Below are 22,038 nucleotides of genomic sequence, written 5' to 3'. Positions count from 1 at the left end.
ATCGTCCCGGTTGTACGCCTTGGTTGACCTCTTTAAGGTTCGTCAGCCGCTGCCCATCAGCGGTCGGGTTTAGTAGCCCGATTTGATCAACGGCGTATGGCTGTGCCATTTCTCAGACGTTTGAATGTCTGGTCTTTATGGTGGCTGTACGCGGGGCGCTTTTGGGCGCGCCGGTTTCGTTGATCAACCGGTCTACTAACCCGCGTATAGCCGCCACCCTTTGTTTAGTAGCTCTGGAAGGTGGTCCTAACCGAGGATCAACAGATGTGTACTGACTCGTATAACTCACCCGTAAAAATATTCAGCGTACGTCCCGAAATCGGCACCGATGCATTGCTCGCCAACGCCTACGAAACCATTGCCGGCGCTGGCGCCATGACCAACGAATTTGCAGACAACCTGCCAGACGAGCATCGCTGTCTGGCCTTGGCGATTCAGCAAACCATTGAGTTGGGCCTGATGCTGGTGGAGGCGGCACAAGACCGCGTGGACTCAGTCGCCTAGGCATTCTGTAACAGGCTTGCCTTCCCAGGCCGCCCATACCAAGGGGAAGGAAGCCAAATGTCTGTTAGCTGGAACGTTCCCGCCTCAAATCCAAACGGTCTGCGAGACTCGCCGCCTCTTCAATCAGCGCGTCACAGAACGCGTCGACGAAGAGAGAGGACGGTCGATAATCGGGCCTGATCAACATGACCCGATACGGAATCGATACGCTGATCGGCCGAATGGCCAGCCCGTCACCGGCCTCCGCCACCGCCGTCAACGGGTTGATAATTGCCACGCCAAGCTGTTGCCTGACCATGGCACACACCGACGCAGCATTGGTTGTTTCGACCACAATATGCCTGTCGACGCCGGCCCGGCGGAAGTGCTCATCGAGGGTTTGACGATAGATATCCAGGCCCGACAGGTTGATGAAATTGACCCCCTGAAAGTCTTCCAGTGTCAGCAACGGTTTAGCCAACAAAGGATCACCGTCCGGCAGTACGCACACCATGTCAGAACAAAAAAGCAGTTTCCCCTGTGTGCCCTGAGGCGCATGTTCGCCTTCGGTCAATCCGAGGTCGTAACGCTGGGCGCTGAGTGATTCTTCCAGCTGGGGCGTTTCCTGTGCCGCAATGCTCAAGGCTATGCCGACATGCTGCTGCTGAAAGCGCTTAAAGACCTTGGGCAAAAGCGTCTGAGAAAACAGCGGAAGACACGTGACGCTCAGTTGGCCATGTTCAAAGCGACGAATTGACTGTGCAACGCTGTTGATTCGTTCCAGGCCGATGTAGGAGCGCTCGACCTCTTCGAACAGCATGATCGCCTGGGCTGTCGGTACCAGCTTTCCTCCCGCGCGATCAAAGAGTCGCAGGCCCGAAAGCTTTTCCAGTCGCGCCAGCTCCCGGCTGACCGTCGGTTGGGAAGTAAATAGCAGCTGCGCCGCTCCCGTGACGCTGCCGGCCTGCATGATGGCCCGGAACACCTCGATATGCCGTATGGATACTTCCATCCCTGACCTCTACCCAATTGACCAAGCCATATCAAAACTGAATTGCATGGCAAAGAATAGGTATTTTATTGAATGCAAAGCGCCGGGCATGCTGGTTCTCTCTCTATTTCAGAAAGAAAAACGCCATGCCCAACACCTCCGTTTTCCAGTCGTTGGCCGATTCTGCAAGACAGCACGGTACCCCGCTCTGGTGTTATGAGGCCGAGACCATCCGGGCCCGCATCAATCAATTGCAGGGTTTTGATGGGGTTCGATACGCGCAGAAAGCCTGCTCCAACCTGCATATTCTTCGGTTGATTCGCGAACAAGACGTACGGATCGATGCGGTGTCGCTGGGGGAAATCGAGCGGGCACTGCTGGCTGGATTCAGCCCTGATGGTGACCCGGCCGGCATTGTTTTTACCTGTGATTTATTCGATGAAGCGACATTGCGCCGTGTGGTGGAACTGCAAGTGGAAGTGAACACAGGCTCGATTGATATGCTGCGCCAACTGGGTCAGCGGTCGCCCGGCCACCGCGTTTGGCTACGGATCAATCCGGGGTTTGGCCACGGTCACAGCCGCAAGACCAACACCGGTGGCGAAAACAGCAAGCACGGAATCTGGCACGAGCAGGTCCAGGACGCGCTCAACGTGATCCGGCAATTCGGCCTGACGCTGGTGGGTGTGCACATGCATATCGGCTCCGGTGTGGATTACGCGCACCTTGAGCAAATGAGCTGTGCGATGGTCTTGGTGGTGAAGGCGCTGGACCACGATATCGAGGCATTTTCCATCGGCGGGGGGCTTGCCACGCCTTATCGTCCGGAAGATGAACCGGTGGATATCCAGCGTTATGCGAGCACATGGCGCCAGGCCAAACACGAGATTGAAGGCTGGCTCGGTCATCCGGTACGCATGGAGATCGAGCCTGGCCGCTTCCTGGTCGCGGAGTCGGGCTATCTGGTCACCGAAGTTCGGGCGGTAAAAAAAGTGGGTAGCAGGAACTTCATCCTGGTGGATGCCGGCTTCAATGACCTGATGCGGCCTGCGCTCTATGGTGCCTATCACCACATGACTTTACTGGATGCCCACGGTGTGCCGGTCAACCGCCCGGAGCACCTGTGCGTAGTGGGCGGCCCGTTGTGCGAGGCCGGCGATATTTTCACGCAGGATGAACAGGGGATCACGCCACGCATGTTGCCTGAAGCACAGGTGGGTGATTTGTTGGTGATTCACGACACCGGGGCTTATGGCGCCGCCATGTCATCCAATTACAACAGCCGCCCGCTGTTGCCGGAGGTGCTGATCGAGCAAGGGCAGGGGAAATTGATTCGACGCCCGCAACCGCTGTCGGGCTTGCTGGCCTTGGAATTGGGGCTTTAATACCACCCATAAAAAAACCGGCCACCAAGAGCCGGTTTTTTTACACATCCTCCGTCAACAACCATCCTGACGCAGGACCTAAATCTGAGTGGAGCGGGTAGAGGGAATCGAACCCTCATCTAAAGCTTGGGAAGCTTTCGTTCTACCACTAAACTATACCCGCTCAGAGCGGCTGACTTTGTACCAGATGTGCTCGCGGATTTGAAGTTTTTCTTCGAAAATTCTGTGTTTTACGTGCTAACGGTCGGTCGTGGGCAGGTGGACGCCCTGGGAAATCCAGCCCACCCACAACCCCACCGCTCATACGGCAAATGCATGCTGTGGCTGCGACGCGTGGTACCGCAACCGGCTCGGTTGCTGCTCCGGCCTCAAAAAGCCCATCAACGCCTCCCGGCTATCCCGGCACGCGGCCTTGTGCTCCATGTCCAAAAAGTGCCCGGTCGCTTGAATCGTCCCAAAGCTGCTTTTCGCAATATGTTGCCCAAATAACTTGGCGTCCTGAGCGCTGGTGTACTCGTCCCATTCGCCGTTCAAGAACAGCACCGGAATCTCAATCTGCTTCGCCGCCTTGAGGTAGCACAGCCGGTCGCTGTTCAGCACGTGGCTGATGTGAAAGTGCATCTGCCCATACTCATGCTCGGCCAGGCTGCTCACGTGTTTGTAGTTGTAGCGCTTGAACAGCGACGGCAGGTGTTTGCCGATGGTGCTGTTGACCAAGTGGCCCACGCGGTCGCGGTCGAGGTTGCCGAGGTAGTCGACACCGCGCTCCAAATAGTCGCGCATCGGGGTGTTGATCACCGGGGAGAACGAGCTGATCACGGCCTTTTCCACACGGCGCGGCCGGTGGGAGAGGGCGACAAGGGTCGCGGCGCCGCCCCAGGAAAAGGACAGCACGTGTTCGGCGGCGAAGTGGTCAATGAGTTCCAGAAGGATCTGGCCCTCGACTTCTTTCGTCAGCATCTGCTCGTGGCGGTTGTGGATTTTTGAGCGACCGGCGTAGGGCTGGTCGTACAAAACCACGTTGAACGTCGGGTGCAGGCTTTTCACGGTCTGGGCGAAAGACGCGGTGGTGGCCATTGAGCCGTTGACCAGGATGATGGTCTTGGCGGCTGCGTCCGCGCGATAGAACTCCGTGTAAACCCGATACTGACCCTGTATATCCAGCACAGCGATTTCTGGCCTCATGTCATAAGACTCCTGGCAAGCGGGTAATGCGCGCAGATCACTCTGCACGAGCTTTGTGACAGGTAGGCATACGCCTGGAAGTGAGGGCCCATGTCGGTCCGGTACTGGCAGGCCGACGGGTGTTGTTATGGCGGGCAATTTGCCGTAAGAGGCCCGCAGATCAAGCGTGCGGACGGGCAAAGTGTTTCTTGTAGGTAGGGGTGACTCGCCAGTCAGATTGCGGCTGGCTGGGTTGATTCAAGCATCAGGGATGCCAGTTCGCCAGTCACAGGCGTGGTTTTTTGCCACCATCGGCTGAACGGTCATCAGACCTGTTGGATTTCAGCGTCCGTCAGCGCCCGGTACTGCCCTGGCGCCAGGGCCGAGTCCAATTCCAGCGGGCCCATGCGCTCGCGGTGCAGGCGCGTCACTTTGTTGTCGAAGTGCCCGAACATGCGCTTCACCTGGTGATAACGCCCTTCAATGATGCTCAGGCGCGCTGTTCTGGGGCCCAATAGCGCCAGTTCCGCCGGTTGGGTGGTGAGGTCTTCGAAGGCGAAGTACAGGCCGGCGGCGAAGGTGGCCGCGTATTCCGGGCCAATCTCCTGCTCGGTCTCGACGTAATAGACCTTGGGCAATTTGGTTTGCGGCTGGGTCAGGCGGCGCGACCACTGGCCGTCGTTGGTGATCAGCAGCAGGCCGGTGGTGTTGAAATCCAGACGACCGGCAATGTGCAGCTTGTGCTTGTCCGGTTCATCCAGCAGGTCGAGCACGGTGGGGTGTTGCGGGTCGGAGGTGGCGCTTACGCAGCCCTGGGGTTTGTGCAGCATGAAGTAGCGTGCAGGTTTGCCGGCTTGCAGCACTTCATCATCCAGCAACACGCGGCTGAACTCGCTGACCGGGTGATGCGGGTCGCTCACGAATTGGCCGTCGACGGTAATCCGCCGCTCCACCAGCAACAGGCGAACCTGTTTGCGGTTGAAACGGGGCAGGTTGCTGAGGAAACGGTCGACACGCATTACGTGGGCTCGGCCCCGCGCAGTTGCTCGTCCACCCGGGCGCAGCGCGGGCACAGGCAGGCCTTGTCGCGCAGCTCCGGCGCCAAGGCTTCAAGCACCGCAGGGTCGATGCTCACGGAGTAACACCAGCACGCCTGGTCGGCGGTGCGCGGGTCGGCCAGGGCGCAGTCGTTGCGGGCGCCGCAGGCGGGGCAGAGGGTTGGCGTGGTCATCGGTCGGTTCAGGCTGTATCGGACAAGGTCCCGGTGAAACCCGGTGTGCCTTGCACGATACAGCCCCGCCGCGTTATTGCAAATCACGCTCCAGCACGACCACCCGTTGGCCGGCGCCAATGCCGCTGCCCGGTTGCACGGGAATTTCGCGCACGGTGCCGGCGAACGGCGCGAGCACCGGGATTTCCATTTTCATCGACTCCAGGATCACCAGCACATCGCCTGCCGCGACGGGTTCGCCGACGGCCACCTGAACCTGCCAGAGATTGCCGGCGATGTGGCTGTCGATGCTGTATTCGTTGGCCTGCAATGGCGTGTCTTGGCCCAGTGGCGCGGCGAGTTCCTCGCTGTCGAAATGCGCCTGGCCGCTGGCGATCCAGCGCTCGCGTTCGGCGTTGAACGCGCGTTGCTGTTGGCCGCGAAACTCGCCGATGCTCTCGGCTTCCTGGGTCAGAAAAGCCTGGTAATCCGTCAGGTTGAGTTGGCTGTGTTCGATGCTCAGTTCAAATCGCCCCAGGGGGAAATCCCGGCGAATCTGCACCAGCTCATCAGCGCTCACCGGGTAGAAACGGATCTGGTCGAAGAAGCGCAGCAACCACGGTTTGCCATCGAACGCCGCCACTTCCCGGTAGCGGTTCCACATCTGCAAGGTGCGCCCGACGAACTGATAACCGCCGGGGCCTTCCATGCCGTAGACGCACAGGTAGGCGCCGCCGATGCCCACGGAGTTTTCAGCGGTCCAGGTGCGCGCGGGGTTGTATTTGGTGGTGACCAGGCGGTGGCGCGGGTCCAGCGGCGTGGCCACCGGTGCGCCGAGGTAGACGTCGCCCAGGCCCATCACCAGGTAGCTGGCATCGAACACGGTGTGGCGCACTTCGTCGAGGTTGGCCAGGTCGTTGATGCGGCGGATGAACTCCAGGTTGCTCGGGCACCAGGGCGCGTCCTTGCGCACGGTGGTCATGTATTTTTCGATGGCCAGTTGGCAGGCCGGGTCGTCCCAGGAGAGTGGCAGGTGGACGATGCGCGAGGGCACTTGCAGGTTTTGGCTGGCGCAGACGGTGTGCCATTCGGTGGTGATCAACGCCAGGAGATCGGCGAGGGGCAGTTGTTCGGGCTGGTAGTGGATTTGCAGGGAGCGGATGCCGGGTGTCAGGTCGATGACGCCGTGCAGGGCGCGGGTTTCGAGGGCTTGCATCAGGGCGTGGGCACGGAAGCGCAGCACCAGGTCGAGTTCGGCGGCGCCGATTTCCAGGAGCAAGTGGGTGTCGCCGGCGAGGCGGGCGACGAGGCGGGTGTCCTGTGTGCCGATATCCAGAACCACAGGTGAACGGTAGGAGCCCGGCTTGCCGGCGATGGTATCAATGCGGTGTTCCGGATGTACCGAGGTGCCTGCATCGCGAGCAAGCTTGCGCCTACAGTGATCCCATTTCAGGGCAAGGTCGCGGGCGGTTGTTAGATCGACTGGGGTGAAGCAGATTTTGTCGCCCGCCTTGAGCTGGCCCAACTGCCACAAGTCCGCCTCGATCACCGTCACCGGGCACACAAACCCACCCAGGCTCGGGCCGTCGGGGCCGAGGATGACCGGCATGTCTCCGGTGAAATCCACCGCGCCAATCGCATAGGGATTGTCATGGATATTCGATGGGTGCAGTCCCGCCTCACCACCATCGGTACGCGCCCATAAAGGCTTGGGCCCGATCAGCCGCACGCCCGTGCGGCTGGAGTTGAAATGCACTTCCCACTGGGTCGCGAAGAACGTCTCGATATACTCGGGCTTGAAGTATTCCGGTGCGCCGTGAGGGCCGTAGATCACCCGCAATGTGCGCACGTCGGCAAGTGGCTCGGGTACCAGTTGTTGACCCGAGCTAACGTCTGCAAGCGGCAGTAAATGCAACACATCACCCGCCCGCAAAGCCCGCCCGCCATGCCCACCAAACTGGCCAAGCGTGAAGGTACTTTTGCTGCCCAGATAATCCGGAACCTGCAACCCGCCGCGCACGCACAGGTAGCTGCGAGCACCGGCTCCGGCGAGGGTGCCCAGGCTCAAGGTAGCGCCCGCCGGGATCAACAATGCGGTATTCATCGGCACCACGTCATCATTCAACCGCAGCGCAATGTCCGCGCCGGTCACCGCCACCACCGCCGCACAATTGAAGCGCAACAACGGCCCGCTCATGGTGATTTCCAGCGCGGCGGCACCCTCGGCATTTCCCAACAGGCGATTGCCCAGGCGCAAGGCGCGGCTGTCCATCGGCCCCGACGGCGGCACGCCCACGGCCCAGTAACCGAGGCGCCCCGGATAATCCTGAACACTGGTTTGCGTTCCGGCGCTCAGCACTTCAAACGTATCGGCGCGGTACACCAGATCTTCCAGGCAGCGGGTCCACGGATGGCCGCTGGCGAAGGGTGCGGCCAGAAGAATCTGGCGCAGGTAATCCCGGTTGGTTTCCACGCCATACAGCTGACTGTTGCTCAATGCTTGATGCAGGTCGAGACGCGCCTGTTCGCGAGTCGGCGCCCAGGTGATGAGCTTGGCGATCATCGGGTCGAAATAGGGCGGGATCTCGCAGCCGGCCTCGACCCAGGTGTCGATGCGCAGGCCGTCCGCGGCGGGGAAATCCACACAGGTCAACAAGCCCGGGCTCGGCTGAAAATCCCGGCCCGGGTCTTCGGCATACAGGCGTGCCTGAATCGCGTGGCCGTGGGGCTTCAACGCCAGCTCCCGCAGCGGCGGCAATCCCCCGGCGGCCAACTGCACCATCCAGCGCACCAGGTCCACGCCCCACACCTGCTCGGTGACGCCATGCTCCACCTGCAACCGGGTGTTCACTTCCAGAAAATAGAAGCGGCCATCGGCGCTATCAAAGATAAATTCCACGGTGCCGGCACTGCGGTAATTCACCGCCTTGGCCAGGGTGATGGCGGCACGGCACAGCTCATCCGCCATGCCGTCGGGCAGGTTTGGCGCCGGGGTTTCTTCGAGCACTTTCTGGTTGCGCCGCTGCACCGAACAGTCGCGCACGCCGAGGGCGATCACCTCGCCACACCCATCACCAAACACCTGCACTTCCAGATGCCGGGCGTGCTGGATGTACTTCTCGATAAACACACCGGCGTCGCTGAAGTTGTTCTGGCCCAGGCGTTTGACCGCCTCGAAACAGTCGCGCAATTCATCGGCGCTGTGGCACACGCGCATACCGATGCCGCCACCGCCGGCGGTGCTTTTAAGCATGATCGGATAGCCCACGCTTTCCCCGGCCAGCAGCGCTGCGTCGAGGCTGTTGAGCAGCTCGGTGCCTTCCAGCAACGGGATGTTGTGCTGCTTGGCCAACGCACGGGCGGTGTGCTTGAGGCCGAACACGCGCAGCTGTTCCGGCGTCGGGCCGACGAAGGCGATGCCGGCTGTTTCGCAGGCTTCGGCGAAGACGGCGTTTTCCGAGAGAAAGCCGTAGCCCGGGTGAATCGCCGTGGCGCCACAGGCCTTGGCCGTGGCGAGGATTTTCTCCACCGATAGATACGTCCCGGCCGCCGCGCCTTCGCCCAGGCTGTAGGCCTCGTCGGCTTGCTGGATATGCAGGCTGGCCGCATCGGCTTCGGAATACACCGCCACGCCCTTGACCGACAGCTCGCGCAAGGTGCGCAGGATGCGGCAGGCGATGGCGCCACGATTGGCGATCAACAGTTTTTCGAACATGGCAAAACCCCGCAGGCCGATGAGTGCTCGGCCTTGTCCTGGGATGCGGGCCGTCCCGCAAATGTGGATGGCGCTGCGGTCGTCCGGAGCGCAAATTTCAACACCAATGGAGATCAACTGTGGGAGCCGGGCTTGCCCGCGATGGCGGTGGGTCAGTCACCCCATATGTTGGCTGATCCACCGCTATCGCAGGCAAGCCAGCTCCCACAGGTCATCTTCCACAGTTGATCTTCAGCGTTTTTGGAGGCACTGCCCGGCTCGGGCCTGGCACAGGGCGAACAACCACTGACGTAACCGCTTCATTTTCAGTTCCATACCAGTAACTCCGCAGGGGTAGGGTTGTAGCCGTTGCACGGGTTGTTCAGTTGCGGGCAGTTGGAGATCAGCACGATCACGTCCATCTCGGCCCGCAGGTCGACGTACTTGCCGGGGGCGGAAATACCGTCCTCGAACGTCAGCCCGCCATCGGCCGTCACCGGCACATTCATGAAGAAATTGATGTTCGGCCCGATGTCACTTTTGCCCAGGCGTCCATCGTGGGCGCAGGCCCGCAGGTAGTTGTCACGGCAGCTGTGCATGTAGCGTTTTTCCAGGGCGTAGCGCACGGTGTTGCTCTCTTGGGCGCAGGCGCCGCCGAGGGTGTCGTGGCGCCCGCAGGTGTCGTCGATGAGGGTCAGCATCGGCTGGCCGAGGTTGGAATACAGCACGCTGCCGGTGCTCAGGTACACGCGGTTTTGCCGGCGCAACGTGCGCTGTACGTCGTAGCGTTCCTTGGGGTTTTTCAGGCTGTAGAACAGCGTGTCGACCGCCTGGTTGCCCTCAAGGTCGAGGATGCGCAGGGTCTGGCCGGCCTTCACTTCCATCAGCCAGGGTTCGCCGGCGGGAATGGTCGCGCGGTACACGGCCGCGTCCGGTTGTTTGGCGAGTGCGATAGACATGGCAGATCCTCAGGCGAACAGACGGTCGGTGTTGATAAAGCCGCGCTCGTTTTCCGGGCGCGAGGTGCGGCAGTGTTCGGCGACGCTTTTGTCGGCGTTCATCCAGCTGAGTTTCAGCGGCTGCGGCGCGTATTCGGGGTTCGGGTCCATGGGATGCTGCAGGGCGGTGAGCACCACCAGCGTGTCCATCGGTGCGTAGAGTTCGATGTAGTCGCCGGCCTTGGAATGACCGGCCACAAAATGCAGGCCACCGGCGGCGTCCACCGTGACTTTGCTGAACAGGTTGAGGGTCATCAGCAGGTCGGAAAGCCCCAGGCCCCACTTGCCCAATTCCACCAGCAGGTTGTCGGTGCCGTTGCGGTAGAAGCCGTTGCGCAGCTCTTGATAGCGGCCGTTGCCGTATTTTTCCGCGACCTCGGCGGCGCATAGCACGCCGCCGATGCTGTCGCTCCAGCCGCAGGTGTCGGCGGTGATGGCGGCCAGCACGCGGCCCATGTCCGAGTACAGGCAATGGCCGGTGGTGAGCTTGGCGGTGTGTTGGCATTTGAGGCTGTCGGGCAGGTTCAGGCGCTCGGTTTTTTCGTTGGCGTTGAGCAGGGTCAGGCTGACGTTGGCGCCGCCGCGAAGGTCGGTGAGGCGCAGCAGTTGGCCGCGCTTGAGCACGAAGGAACGGTGGCCGCCGCCGGGGAGCATTTCCTCGGCGAAGGGTGGGAGCAATTGAGTTGAGTCGGTCATTTGGACGTGGCTCCAAGTTCGGCGGCGATCGCCTTGCGGCGCTCGCTGTTCAAAGGGATGTCGTAGGTAATGCGGGCGCCGTAAGCGCCGGGGGCGTGCGGGTCGAGGCGCACCTTGTCGAACACCAGCAAGCGGGTGCCGAGGCTGAAGCCTTCGCTCAGGTCGTGGGTGACCATGAACACCGTCAGCCTGGTTTCGCGCCACAGCTCCAGCAACAGCAGGTGCATGTCTTTGCGAATGCCCGGGTCGAGGGCGCCGAAGGGTTCGTCCAGCAGCAACACGCGGGGCTTCATGATCAGCGCCTGGGCGATGGCCAGCCGCTGTTGCATGCCGCCGGAAAGCTGTGCCGGGTACTTGTCCAGGGCGTGGCCCAAACCGACTTTGTGCAGCAGGGCCGCGGCCTGTTCCCGTGCCTGTTTTTTCGCGCTGCCGAACAGGCGGCCGAGCAGCGGTGAGCGCGGCAGTTCGAGGCCCAGCGCAACGTTGTTCAGCACCGTTAGGTGCGGGAACACCGAGTAGCGCTGGAACACCACGCCACGGCTGGCATCGGGTTCGGCGGCCAGGGGTTTACCGTCCAGCAGGATCTCGCCATGGCTGGCGGTTTCCTGGCCCAGCAGCAGGCGCAGGAAGGTCGATTTGCCGCAACCGGAAGTGCCGACCAAGGTGCAGAACTCACCTTCGGCCACGTGCAGGTTCAGGCGCTCCAACACCACCTGGTCGCCATAGCGCTGCCACACATTGTTGACGCTGATAAAGCTCATGCCCGCGCTCCTTCGTACCAGGGGAACGCACGCCGGGTCAGGGCCTTGAGGCCCCAGTCCATCAGCCAGGCCAGCAGGGTGATCCACACCACGTAGGGCAGGATCACGTCCATCGCCAGGTAGCGGCGCACCAGGAAGATCCGGTAGCCCAAACCGTCGGTGGAGGCGATGGCTTCGGCTGCGATCAGGAACAGCCATGCCGAACCGAGCATCAAGCGCAGGGAGATCAGCAAGCGCGGCAGCAATTGCGGCAGCACCACCCGCAGCATCAGGGTCCAGGTGGAGGCGCCGAGGGTCTGGGCTTTCACCAGCAACTCCACGGGAATTTCCCGTGCGCGCTGCTCCAGGTCCCGCGCCAGGGCCGGGGTGATGCCGATCACGATCAACATCACTTTCGACAATTCCCCCAGCCCGAACACGATGAACAGGATCGGCAGGATCGCCAGCGGCGGCACCATCGACAGCACCGTAAGCAATGGCGACAACGGCGCGCCGAACAACGGCAAGGTGCCGGCAGCAATGCCCAGGCACAGGCCGGCGAGGGCGCTGATGCCCAGGCCAATCGCCAGGCGGCGCAGGCTGGAGGCGCTGTCTTGCCACAGCACGTATTCACCCGTGCGGCTGTCGGCGCTGAAGGCCAGGCGTTTCACCGCGTCGCCCATTTGTGCGGCGCTGGGCAGCAGCTTGTCGTTGGGGTTGTCTGCCAGGCGCTCGGCCGAGCCCACGAAGTAGGCGAACAGCAGCAGGGCGAAGGGCAGCAGCACCAACAGCAGGCGACTGGAGCGTTCCGGGTGACGGTTGATCAGGCGCATGGCCGGGTCCTCTTACAGCGTGCCGTCGGCGGCCATCTGCACGTAGCTGGGGTCGAAATGCAGCTTGAGGTTGGCGGTGTCGCCGCTGGTCACGCCGTTGGCGAAGCTCATGCCCACGGCGCTGGTGTCTTTGGCGCCTTCACCCAGCAGGCCATGCTGGAAGGAGAACTCGGCGACCTTGCGCATGGTGGCGGGCAACTGCGCGCTGGTGGCGAAGGCCAGGGCTTCCTTGGGCGTGGCGAACAACTTGGTGGTGTCCAGTTGGGACTGGAAGCCCTTGAGGTCGGTGCCGGAGGCCTTGGCCATGTGTTCCAGGGCGTCGGTGCTGGCGGCGTTTTTCGCGTTCATCAGCGCGACCACTTCAAACCAGGCGCCGGTCAGTGCCTTGCCGAGCTTGGGGTTGTCTTTGAGGGTCTGGGTGTTGACCACCATCATGTCCATGATTTCGCCGGGCACTTTGCTGGAGTCGAACACTTCGGTGACGCCGGGCTTGGCCTTGATCTCCGAGAGCATCGGGTTCCAGGTGGTGACGGCCTTGACCTGGTCGGTGTTGAAGGCGGCGGCGATATCCGCGTCGGAAGTGTTGACCACTTTCAGGTCTTTTTCGGTGAGGTCGGCCGACTCCAGCGCGCGGGCCAGCAGGTAGTGGGACACGGAGAGTTCCACCAGGTTGACGTTCATGCCCTTGAGGTCGGCGACGGTCTTGCCTTCGCCCTTGATGACCACGCCATCGTTGCCGTTGGAGAAGTCGCTGACCACCAGCGCGGTGCTGTCCACACCACCGGCGGCGGGGATGGTCAGGGCGTCCATGTTGGTCATGGTGCAGCCGTCGAACTGGCCGGCGGTGTACTGGTTGATGGATTCGACGTAGTCATTGAGCTGCACCATGTCGATCTTGATGCCGTACTTCTTGGCCCACTTGTCGAGGATGCCTTGGCTGCCGGCGTACTCCCATGGCATCCAGCCGGCATAAATCGTCCAGCACACGCTGAAATGGTCTTTGGGGGCGGCCTGGGCGGAAAGGCTCACCACGGCGGCGAAGGCGGCGGCGAGCAGGGCGGGTAAACGTATCGAGGGCATGGATGCTTCTCCAGTTGATCAAGGGCGGACAGGAGCAACGCGGCACCGTAAACGGTGGCTTGTCTCCCGGGCTTTTATCCCGCCGTGTAACCTCAACTGGAGGTCGCCGACTCTCGGACCAGCCACTCGCCTTAGCGAGCCGGAACCCTAGTCAGCCATTGCAAATTGTGGTGCCGCGAACCTGTGATGACTCCTGCACGGGAGAGGTAAAGCGAGAGTCGTGCCAAGTGGCACCGGCGCAGCAACGGCGCGGGTTGGCGCGAGGAGGAGGGCGCAGGGCGCGCAGAGTGTGCGTTGTGCTGGTGCGGGGTTGCACTGCAATGAGGCGACGAACAGATGTATCAATCTATGTCGAAATCGCACCAGATTCCGATTTTGATGTCAGATATTTCGTCAGGCAGTGAAAGCTGTTTGCCGCCCCCCAGCGTCGCTGGGTGTGCTCTTCCGCGGTCCAGGAGGCCGCCATGTATCGTCGACTGCTTCTCATCGCTTTGCTCGGCTTGACCCTTTCCGCGTGCGCGCCCTATTACGGTGGCGGGCAGGCCTATTACGGTACCGAGGTCTACACGGCGCCTGCGCCGGCGTATTACTACGGTGGCGGCCCTTACTACCATTATCGCCAGGGTTACTACCCGCCACCGCAGCGTTACTACCCGTCGCCGCGGTATTACCAGCCGGCACCTCGCTACTACCCAGCCGGGCCAAGAGCCGGTTACCGGCCGTACCCCAATCAGGGTTGGGGCAGCCACTGGGGTAATGGCGGTGGCCGTGGCCAGGGCGGCGGTAATCAGGGCGGAGGCCGTGGCGGGCATCGCTGATCGTATTTGTTGGAAAAGCGGCGCTCAGGCGCCGTTTTTTTATACCGTTGGTCGGTACTGTCATATTTGACAGCTAGACTAGGGGGAACGGCTGTTGTTAGTTGGAGGCGGTCGTCTATTTGGCGTGTCGTTTTCAACATCGATTGACGGAGCCCATGGGATGAGAGCCAGCACGCTCTATTTGTTATTTTTTGGTTTTTTCGGCATTAACACGTTAGCCGCGGCGCAAGCCTGCCCTTATCCGAGTGCCATCCGGTACGTTGATGGGCACTTTCAGGGAACTGCCAAAGACTCCCCATGGGTAAGCCAGCCAATGGGCGGCCAGGACTTCGTGGAAACCTTCGTGGGGGCGATTTTTATTCCAAGGGAGCCGGGTGAGCGCAAGAATGGCTATCTGGAAAAGTGCCTTTATAAAACGCTAAGGGAGAATACGGTCGCCTTGAGATACGGCCCGGCCCGAAGCGGCGGCACGATGTCGCTGGCAGATACCACCCACTGGCAACCGGGCACTGATGTTTTCGGGCAGCCGATATTTCAGTGTGACGACCGGCAACCCGATAATTGCGCCTTCAATTTCGAGCCCTCAAAACGCTGAAGAGGGCTCAGTAGTCAGACAAGTCCGCCAGCGGATGTCGCCCTTCCCAAACCTTGTGGAAGTGCGCCTGAACCACCGCTTCGGGGATCAAGTTGATATCCGGCCAATGCCAGTGGGGCTGTTGGTCCTTGTCGATCAACCGTGCCCGCACCCCTTCGCTGAATTCCGGGTGGCGGCAGCAGTTCAGGCTCAAGGTGTATTCCATCTGGAACACCTGGGCCAGGGACAAATGCCGTGCCCGCTGGATCTGCTCCCACACCAGGTGCGCGGTCAGCGGGCAGCCTTCGCTCAGGGTTTTGCCGGCGCGGTTGAAGAGCGGGTCGGCGTGGTCACGCAGTTGGCTCAAGGCGCGCCACGCGCAGCGTACGTCCCCTACATCCAGCCATTCATCGATCTGCGCACGGCGCGGCAGCCACTGGGCCTCGGGCATCTGGCCGGTGGCTTCCTGGGCCAGGGCCTTGAGCAGGCTGTTGAGTTGCAGGTCGGTCTGCTCCTGCCAGTTCAATTGCAGCAGGCCTTCGAGCAGTTCGTCTTGTTGTTCATCCAGCAGGAAACGGTCGGCCAGGCCCAGGTCCAAAGCGTCGCGGCCATTCATGTGGGCGCCGGTCAGGCCGAGGAACAACCCCAACTTGCCGGGCAGGCGGGACAGGAACCAGCTGGCGCCCACATCCGGGTACAGGCCGATGCTGATTTCCGGCATGGCCAGGCGGCTGCTCGGCGTGACGATGCGCACTGCCGCGCTTTGCAGCAAGCCCATGCCGCCGCCCAGCACATAGCCGTGGCCCCAGCAGATCAACGGTTTGGGGTAGGTGTGCAGGCGGTAGTCGAGGCGGTATTCCGCGGCGAAAAACTGCGCGGCCAGCGCCGGCACTTCGCCGGGATGTTCACGGCAGGCCTGGGCCAGGCTGCGTACTTCGCCGCCGGCGCAAAAGGCCTTGGGGCCATTGCCGCGCAGCAGCACGCAGACGATGTGCGGGTCTTTGGCCCAGGTATCCAGGCGTTCGCCCAGGGCCTGGATCATCGGCAGGGACAGGGCGTTGAGTGATTTTTCAGCGTCCAGGCTGGCGATACCGACGCGGGCGCCGCCCGTGCCAATCAGCTCTTCGAAGTGCAGGTTCATCATGACCTCAATCGAGAAAGTGAAGGTTCAGTATGATCGCTTCGTGGGAAAGTGCCGGTTCTGCGTCAGATCAATTGACAAGCAGGGTGGGCTTTCCTAGGGTTCGCACCATTGTTTTTTCTGGATACAACCATGACCACCGACGACCGTATCAAACTCGAACCCAGCTGGAAACACGCCCTGCGTGACGAGTTCGACCAGCCGTACATGGCCCAGTTGCGGGAATTCCTGCGCCAGGAGCACGCCGCCGGCAAAGAGATCTACCCGCCGGGGCCGATGATCTTCAACGCGCTCAACTCAACGCCTTTGGACAAGGTCAAGGTGGTGATCCTCGGCCAGGACCCCTACCACGGCCCTGGCCAGGCCCATGGCCTGTGCTTCTCGGTGCAGCCGGGCGTGCCGGCGCCGCCGTCGCTGGTCAATATCTATAAAGAGCTCAAGCGCGACCTGAACATCGACATCCCCAACCATGGCTACCTGCAAAGCTGGGCCGACCAGGGCGTGCTGATGATCAACACCACCATGACCGTGGAGCGCGCGAATGCCAACGCCCACGCGGGCAAGGGCTGGCAGTTTTTTACCGATCGGATTATCGAGCTGGTGAGCGAGCATCAGCCGCACCTGGTGTTCCTGCTGTGGGGCGCCCACGCACAGGGCAAGCAGAAGCTGATCGACGCCACCAAGCACCTGGTACTGACGTCGGTGCACCCGTCACCGTTGTCGGCGTATAGAGGGTTTATTGGCTGCGGGCACTTCAGCCGCACCAACAAGTTTCTTGAGCAGAACGGCGAGACGCCGATCGAGTGGCGATTGCCGCCGGTGTGAGAGGTGGGTGAGTGAGGGGGAACGCCCCTCACTACCGGCTTTAAACCTTGTCTGGCTGGCGGTTCCAGTGCCTGAACAACGGCTCCGCCAGAAACAGCACAAACAACAGGCGCATCACCTGCATCGCCGTCACCAGCGGCACCGACAGTTGCAGGGTTTCTGCCGTCAGGCTCATTTCCGCAATCCCGCCGGGCATCATGCCCAGCGTCAATGAACGCAGATCCAGATGGGTCAGGGCACTCAAGCCCACGGCGGCCAGCGTCGCGATCAACATGGTCAGCGCCGTACCGATCAACGTACGCCCCATGAACAACGGCGCACGCCGGAAGAACTGCCGGTTGAAGTGGCAACCCAGGCCGCTGCCGATCAGCCACTGGCCGATCTGGCTGCCACCGTCTGGCAGGCCGATGTGCAAGTCCCAGGTGATACTGACGGCAGCACTCACCAACAGCGGCCCGAACAGCCAAGGGTTGGGCTGGCGCAAACGCTGCCAACCCCAGGCCACCAACGCGCCGACGGGGAAGAGCACCGCCAGCCAGGTCCAATCCACCGTCGCCGGATGAAACTGCGGAGCGCCTTCGCCGAGCAAATACTTGAACGCCGCCGGCACACATAGCACCACCACCAACACCCGCAAACTCTGGCCCGCCGCGACACGGCTGAGCACCGCGCCATTGCGTGCGCCGAGGTTGACCATCTCCCCCGAGCCGCCCGGCATGCTGGAGAAAAACGCCGTGGCGCGGTCTTCACCGCTGCGGCGCATCAACCACACCCCCACAATGCTGGAGAGGCTGGTGACCAGCGCGCCGAAGAAGATCAGGCCGAAGTGGCTCATCACCTGCTCCATCACCACCGGGGTGAAGTGCAGGCCGATACCAATGCCCACGACCCATTGGCCGCATTTGCGGCCGCCGGGAATTTCTGCGAGTTGCCAGGGTGTGAGGCAGCGCACGAGGATGATCGCCAGCAACGAGCCGACCATGTACGGCAATGGCCAGCCGATCTGGCTGGCGAGGTACCCGCCCAGCAGACCGACCAGCGGTGTTGCCCACCAGTTTCTAAACGTGGCCTCAGACATCGGCCACGGCACGACGCTGCAGGGAACGCTTGCGCCAGATGCGCAGCAGCGGGAACAACAACATCAAGGCAGTCAGTACCCACACACCGAAGGTGATCGGGCTGGACCAGAGGATCTGCAATTCGCCGTTGGAAATCGACAGCGCACGACGCAGGTTCTGCTCCATCAAGCCGCCCAGGATAAAGCCCAGCAGGACCGGCGACAGCGGGAAGTCCAGCTTGCGCAGGATGTAGCCGAAGATGCCGATGCCCACCATCAGGAACAGGTCGAAGGTGGTGGCGTGCACCGCGTACACACCGATCGCGGTGATGATGGCGATCACCGGCACCAGCGCCCAGTTCGGCACGGCGAGGATGCGGGTGAAGATGCGGATCATCGGGATGTTGAGGATCACCAGCATGATGTTGGCGATAAACAACGAGGCGATCAGGCCCCAGACGATGTCCGGTTGCTGTTGGAACAGCAGCGGGCCAGGGGTGATGTTGTACAGCGACAGGGCGCCGATCATCACCGCTGTGGTGCCCGAACCCGGTACGCCGAGGGTCAGCATCGGCACCAGGGCGCCGCAGGCGGAAGCGCCAATCGCGGTTTCCGGAGCGGCCAGGCCGCGCATGTCGCCCTGGCCGAATTTACCGCTGGCACCGGCCAGGCGTTTCTCGGTCATGTAGGCCACGGCGGAAGCCAGTGTTGCACCCGCGCCCGGCAGTACACCCATGATGAAACCCAGCAGGCCGCAGCGAATATTCACGACGAACACCGCAGAAGCTTCCTTCAGGTTGAACATCATCCGTCCGGTGGCTTTTACCGCTTCCTGGCCACGGTGGGTTTTTTCCAGCAGCAACAGGATCTCGCTGATGGAGAACAGGCCCAACACCAACACCACGAATTGAATGCCGTCGGTCAGGTGGATGTTATCGCCGGTGAAACGGTACACGCCGCTGTTGGCATCGATACCCACCGCTGACAGAAACAGGCCGATCAACGCGGCGACAAAAGTCTTCAGCGGTTTATCACCCGCCATGCCGCCCAGGCAGACAATGGCGAACACCATCAGTACGAAATATTCCGCCGGGCCGAAGGCAATCGCCCACTTGGCCAGCAGCGGGGCGAACAGCACCATGCCGCAGGTGGCGATAAACGCGCCGATGAACGAACTCCACGCCGACAGCGACAACGCCACGCCCGCCAGGCCTTTACGGGCCATCGGGTAACCGTCGAGGGTGGTCATCACGGTGGAGGCTTCACCCGGAATGTTCAGCAGGATCGAGCTGATGCGCCCGCCGTATTCGCAGCCCAGGTACACGGCGGCCAGCAGGATCAGCGCCGACTCAGGCGGCAGCCCGAGGGCGAACGCGATGGGGATCAACAGCGCCACGCCGTTGATCGGGCCCAGGCCCGGCAACAGGCCGACCACGGTGCCGATCAAGGTGCCGCACAGCGCGGTGATCAGGTTGTAAGGGGTCAGTGCAACGCCGAAGCCCTGGCCCAAATAGCTGAACGTATCCATATCAGTTCTCCAGAACTTCAAGCAGGCCGAGCGGCAGCGGTACATCCATGGCCTTATCGAACAGCAGATAAAGACCGATGCTCATCAAGGTCACGATCACCACGCTGGGCAGCCAGCGGCCGCCATACAGGCGCGCCATGGGAATGCCGATCAGCATGCTGCTGAGGATGAAACCCAGGGGTTCGAACGTGCCGGCGAAAATCACCAATAGCGTGACGCAGACCGCGATCTTGACCAGGGTTTCGCGGTCCAGCGCCGGTTCTTCCTCGGTGTGCTTGGTGGGCTGCGGGCGAAACAGCATGTAGATCAGGCCCAGGCTCATCAGCCCGAGCATCAGCAGCGGGTAGGCGCGAGGTCCTACCGGCTCGTAGGAAAACGATGCCTGATACGGCCAGGCCATCAGCGCCAGGCCGGCGCAGACCAGCAACATGAACGAGGCGAAAATGCGTTGTAAGAGCATGCAAAACTCCTGGGCCACACCCCCGATGCGCAGGGGCGTGGCCGCGCGAACAAGGGGCGATTACTGGATCAGGCCGAACTCTTTGGCCAGCACTTTGTAGTCAGCCACCTGTTTCTTCACGTAGGTGTCCAGCTCCGGGCCGGTCATGGCGAACGGGAACAGCTCGCGCTGGTCACGCAGCTTGGCGAACTCGTCGGAGGCCAGCAGTTTGTCGAAGGCGTCTTTCCACCAGGCGTAGTCTTCGTCGCTGACTTTTGGCCCGAGGTAAAAGCCACGCACCACCGGCCAGACGATGTCGTAGCCTTGTTCCTTGGCGGTCGGAATGTTCTTCATTTCCGGCTCGTCCAGGCGTTCGTCGGAGAACACCGCCAGCAGGCGCATGTCGCCGCTGAGGATGTGCGGCATGGAGTCGGAGATGTCGGTACTGCCCACCTGGATGTGCCCGCCGAGCAGGGCGGTGGCGATTTCACCGCCGCCTTCCAGCGCTACGTAACGCAGGTCGCGCGGGTTGATCCCGGCGGCCTTGGCGATCAGGGCGGTTTGCATCCAGTCCTGGCTGCCGACGGTGCCGCCGGAGCCGATCACCACGCTGCCGGGATCTTTCTTCAGGGCCTTGACCAGATCGTCGAGGTTTTTGTAGGGCGAATCGCTTTTCACCGCAATGGCACCGTAGCTGGTGCCGACGGCCGCGAGCCAGCGCACGGCGCTTTCATCGAAGCGGCCAAATTTGCCCTGGGCCAGGTTCAACAGCGAACCGCTGGACCACGCCACCAGCGTGCCGGCATCTGCCGGGCGCTGGGCCACGACGGCGTTGTAAGCCACTGCGCCCACGCCGCCGGGCATGTAGGTCACGCGCATCGGCTTGCTCAGCAGTTTCTCGTTGACCAGCGCGCTTTGCGCCAGTTTGCAGGTCAGGTCAAAACCACCGCCCGGTGACGCCGGGGCGATGCATTCCGGGCGCTTGGGTTCGGCGGCCATCAATTGGCTGGCGAACAGCATGCAGCTGGCCGTCAGGGCAAATTTACGCAGTGAAAGGGTCATGTTCATCTCCATCATTGTTGTTATGAGGTTGCTGTTACCACAGTGCGACGCTGTAGCTCACCAGCAGGCGCACTTCATCCGCATCACGGGCCGAATAGTTGGAGCGGTAGGTGGCGTTACGCAGGCGCACGGCCACATCCTTGAAGGTGCCGCTTTGCACCACGTAGCGGATCTCGCTGTTGCGTTCCCATTCCTTGCCGGTCTCGCCGTTCTTGAGCTTGATGTTGTCACCCGACAGGTAACGGCTCATGAAGCTCAGGCCGGGGATCCCCAGCTTGGCGAAGTCGTAGTCGTAGCGTGCCTGCCAGGAGCGCTCTTCGGCGCCGGCAAAGTCGTTGATCTGCACGAAGTTGACCAGGTACGGGTCGCTGCCATCCACGTAGGGAAAGGCGCTGTCGCCCGACATGTGCTGGTAGCCGGCGCTGAGCTTATGGCCATTGAGCGCATAGCTGAAGAGGCCGTTGAGGGACGTGTTGTCGATCTTGCCGCCGCGGGCCGCGCCGGTGTCGTCACTGACGGCCAGGCGCAGGTCGGCGCCGAAGGTGCCGGGGCCCATCGGGCGGGACGCCACGAGGCCAAGGAAGTGCTGGCGGTACACGTCGTCGAGTTGGGCGAAGTGGTAGCTGCCGGTGATCTTGTCGGCGAACTTGTAGTCCACGCCACCGAAGTCGAAATGCTTGCCGGTTGCGCCGCTCAGGAAGCGGCTGTTCTTGTTGTTGAGGCCGATGTCTTCGTAGTTGGTGTCGTCGCGGTCCTTGGCCTTGTTCAGGCGCCCGCCGGTGAACACCAGGTTCTTGAATTCCTTGGAACTCAACAGGCCGCCTTCAAACGTCTGCGGCAGGATGCGCCCGTCGTTGGGCTTGAGGATCGGCAGCTCGGGGATCAGCGCGCCGATTTTCAGTTCGGTGGCGGAGATTTTCACTTTGCCGGTCAGGCCGAGTTTGGAATATTCGTTGGCGGCCCGGCCGTCATCGTGGGTCGGCAGCAGGCCGGTGCCGGTGCGGTCGGGGCTGGAGTCGAGCTTGACCCCCAGCATGCCCAGCGCATCCACGCCAAAGCCGACGGTGCCGTCGGTGTAGCCCGACTGCAGGTTGAGCATAAAGCCCTGGGCCCACTCGTCGCGTTTGGATTGTTGTGCACTGGTACCGTCGCGAAAGTCGCGGTTGAAGTACATGTTGCGGGTTTCGAGAGTGGCGGTGCTGTCCTCGAAAAAGGCGGCTTGGCCTGCAGGCGAAAAACCGGCAAGGGCGGCGGCACTGGCGAGGGCGGTCTGGGTGATACGAGAAGAACGAGCAGGCGGCTGTGTGCGCAGCATCGTGG

21 protein-coding genes, 1 tRNA gene and 1 riboswitch are annotated in these 22,038 nt (G+C 61.9%); of the genes, 5 read left to right on the top strand and 17 right to left on the bottom strand.

The annotated features are described in order from the left end of the window. Positions 1-264: 264 nt before the first annotated feature. On the top strand, positions 265-504 hold the full coding sequence (locus MUM_RS0129545) for a DUF6124 family protein (RefSeq protein WP_010176613.1): 240 nt from the start codon (positions 265-267) through the stop codon (positions 502-504). A gap of 64 nt (positions 505-568) precedes the next feature. Here MUM_RS0129545 and MUM_RS0129540 read toward each other — a convergent pair whose 3' ends face one another. Then, positions 569-1,495, bottom strand: coding sequence for a LysR family transcriptional regulator (locus MUM_RS0129540; protein ID WP_010176612.1), 927 nt, complete (start codon positions 1,493-1,495; stop codon positions 569-571). A gap of 125 nt (positions 1,496-1,620) precedes the next feature. Between MUM_RS0129540 and lysA the strand changes: the two genes are divergently transcribed. After that, positions 1,621-2,859 carry a diaminopimelate decarboxylase gene (gene lysA, locus MUM_RS0129535; RefSeq protein ID WP_010176611.1) on the top strand — a complete coding sequence of 413 codons (1,239 nt, stop codon included), beginning with the start codon at positions 1,621-1,623 and terminating at the stop codon, positions 2,857-2,859. An 89-nt stretch (positions 2,860-2,948) separates the two neighbouring features. Here lysA and MUM_RS0129530 read toward each other — a convergent pair. From MUM_RS0129530 to MUM_RS0129485, 10 genes are all read right to left on the bottom strand, one after another. After that, positions 2,949-3,022 (bottom strand) — tRNA-Gly (locus MUM_RS0129530). A 137-nt stretch (positions 3,023-3,159) separates the two neighbouring features. Continuing rightward, the gene (locus MUM_RS0129525; protein ID WP_010176610.1) at positions 3,160-4,044 is read right to left on the bottom strand and encodes an alpha/beta fold hydrolase; all 885 of its coding nucleotides are present in this window, start codon (positions 4,042-4,044) and stop codon (positions 3,160-3,162) included. Between the two features lie 305 nt (positions 4,045-4,349). Next, entirely contained in the window at positions 4,350-5,042 is a 693-nt protein-coding gene (locus tag MUM_RS0129520; protein ID WP_010176609.1) for a pseudouridine synthase, read from the bottom strand. After that, on the bottom strand, positions 5,042-5,254 hold the full coding sequence (locus MUM_RS0129515) for a cysteine-rich CWC family protein (protein ID WP_010176608.1): 213 nt from the start codon (positions 5,252-5,254) through the stop codon (positions 5,042-5,044). The genes MUM_RS0129520 and MUM_RS0129515 overlap by 1 nt, the downstream gene beginning before the upstream one ends. Positions 5,255-5,327: 73 nt before the next feature. Continuing rightward, the gene (uca, locus tag MUM_RS0129510; protein WP_010176607.1) at positions 5,328-8,948 is read right to left on the bottom strand and encodes an urea carboxylase; all 3,621 of its coding nucleotides are present in this window, start codon (positions 8,946-8,948) and stop codon (positions 5,328-5,330) included. A gap of 305 nt (positions 8,949-9,253) precedes the next feature. Continuing rightward, entirely contained in the window at positions 9,254-9,886 is a 633-nt protein-coding gene (locus MUM_RS0129505) for an urea amidolyase associated protein UAAP2 (RefSeq protein ID WP_010176606.1), read from the bottom strand. 9 nt (positions 9,887-9,895) lie between these two features. Continuing rightward, positions 9,896-10,621 (bottom strand): urea amidolyase associated protein UAAP1, encoded by a 726-nt coding sequence (locus tag MUM_RS0129500; protein ID WP_010176605.1) that lies wholly within the window; start codon positions 10,619-10,621, stop codon positions 9,896-9,898. Further along, positions 10,618-11,382 carry an ABC transporter ATP-binding protein gene (locus MUM_RS0129495; protein ID WP_010176604.1) on the bottom strand — a complete coding sequence of 255 codons (765 nt, stop codon included), beginning with the start codon at positions 11,380-11,382 and terminating at the stop codon, positions 10,618-10,620. Before MUM_RS0129495 ends, MUM_RS0129500 begins: the two co-directional genes overlap by 4 nt. After that, entirely contained in the window at positions 11,379-12,194 is an 816-nt protein-coding gene (locus tag MUM_RS0129490; protein ID WP_010176603.1) for an ABC transporter permease, read from the bottom strand. Before MUM_RS0129490 ends, MUM_RS0129495 begins: the two co-directional genes overlap by 4 nt. Positions 12,195-12,206: 12 nt before the next feature. Further along, positions 12,207-13,274: a putative urea ABC transporter substrate-binding protein gene (locus MUM_RS0129485; protein ID WP_010176602.1), complete on the bottom strand. Its 1,068-nt coding sequence runs from the start codon at positions 13,272-13,274 to the stop codon at positions 12,207-12,209. A 61-nt stretch (positions 13,275-13,335) separates the two neighbouring features. Further along, positions 13,336-13,436: riboswitch (guanidine-I (ykkC/yxkD leader) on the bottom strand. Between the two features lie 302 nt (positions 13,437-13,738). On the opposite strand from MUM_RS0129485, the gene MUM_RS0129480 reads away from it, so the two are divergent. Both MUM_RS0129480 and MUM_RS0129475 read left to right on the top strand, forming a co-directional pair. Beyond that, on the top strand, positions 13,739-14,092 hold the full coding sequence (locus MUM_RS0129480; protein WP_010176601.1) for a hypothetical protein: 354 nt from the start codon (positions 13,739-13,741) through the stop codon (positions 14,090-14,092). A gap of 160 nt (positions 14,093-14,252) precedes the next feature. Continuing rightward, positions 14,253-14,687: a DUF3757 domain-containing protein gene (locus MUM_RS0129475; protein ID WP_010176600.1), complete on the top strand. Its 435-nt coding sequence runs from the start codon at positions 14,253-14,255 to the stop codon at positions 14,685-14,687. A 7-nt stretch (positions 14,688-14,694) separates the two neighbouring features. Here the strand turns inward: MUM_RS0129475 and MUM_RS0129470 are convergent, their stop codons facing one another. Beyond that, positions 14,695-15,807 carry an enoyl-CoA hydratase/isomerase family protein gene (locus MUM_RS0129470; RefSeq protein WP_010176599.1) on the bottom strand — a complete coding sequence of 371 codons (1,113 nt, stop codon included), beginning with the start codon at positions 15,805-15,807 and terminating at the stop codon, positions 14,695-14,697. Between the two features lie 132 nt (positions 15,808-15,939). Here MUM_RS0129470 and ung point away from each other — a divergent pair, with 132 nt between their 5' ends. Then, positions 15,940-16,632, top strand: coding sequence for a uracil-DNA glycosylase (gene ung, locus MUM_RS0129465; protein WP_010176598.1), 693 nt, complete (start codon positions 15,940-15,942; stop codon positions 16,630-16,632). A gap of 40 nt (positions 16,633-16,672) precedes the next feature. On the opposite strand, the gene MUM_RS0129460 is transcribed toward ung, so the two are convergent. Genes MUM_RS0129460 through MUM_RS0129440 form a run of 5 tightly spaced genes read right to left on the bottom strand, consistent with a single transcriptional unit; the run spans position 16,673 to position 22,033 of the window. Then, positions 16,673-17,710: an AbrB family transcriptional regulator gene (locus MUM_RS0129460; protein ID WP_010176597.1), complete on the bottom strand. Its 1,038-nt coding sequence runs from the start codon at positions 17,708-17,710 to the stop codon at positions 16,673-16,675. Continuing rightward, positions 17,703-19,217: a tripartite tricarboxylate transporter permease gene (locus MUM_RS0129455; protein ID WP_003212016.1), complete on the bottom strand. Its 1,515-nt coding sequence runs from the start codon at positions 19,215-19,217 to the stop codon at positions 17,703-17,705. The genes MUM_RS0129460 and MUM_RS0129455 overlap by 8 nt, the downstream gene beginning before the upstream one ends. A gap of 1 nt (position 19,218) precedes the next feature. Further along, positions 19,219-19,677 (bottom strand): tripartite tricarboxylate transporter TctB family protein, encoded by a 459-nt coding sequence (locus MUM_RS0129450; protein WP_010176596.1) that lies wholly within the window; start codon positions 19,675-19,677, stop codon positions 19,219-19,221. Positions 19,678-19,737: 60 nt separating this feature from the next. Next, positions 19,738-20,724, bottom strand: a complete 987-nt coding sequence (locus tag MUM_RS0129445) for a Bug family tripartite tricarboxylate transporter substrate binding protein (protein ID WP_169387311.1) — start codon at positions 20,722-20,724, stop codon at positions 19,738-19,740. A 28-nt stretch (positions 20,725-20,752) separates the two neighbouring features. Then, entirely contained in the window at positions 20,753-22,033 is a 1,281-nt protein-coding gene (locus tag MUM_RS0129440) for an OprD family porin (protein WP_010176594.1), read from the bottom strand. Between the last annotated feature and the right edge of the window lie 5 nt (positions 22,034-22,038).

Source organism: Pseudomonas sp. PAMC 25886, from assembly GCF_000242655.1.
Lineage (GTDB): Bacteria > Pseudomonadota > Gammaproteobacteria > Pseudomonadales > Pseudomonadaceae > Aquipseudomonas.
Note: the sequence above shows the minus strand (reverse complement) of the source record. Positions and strands in the feature narration are given on the sequence as shown.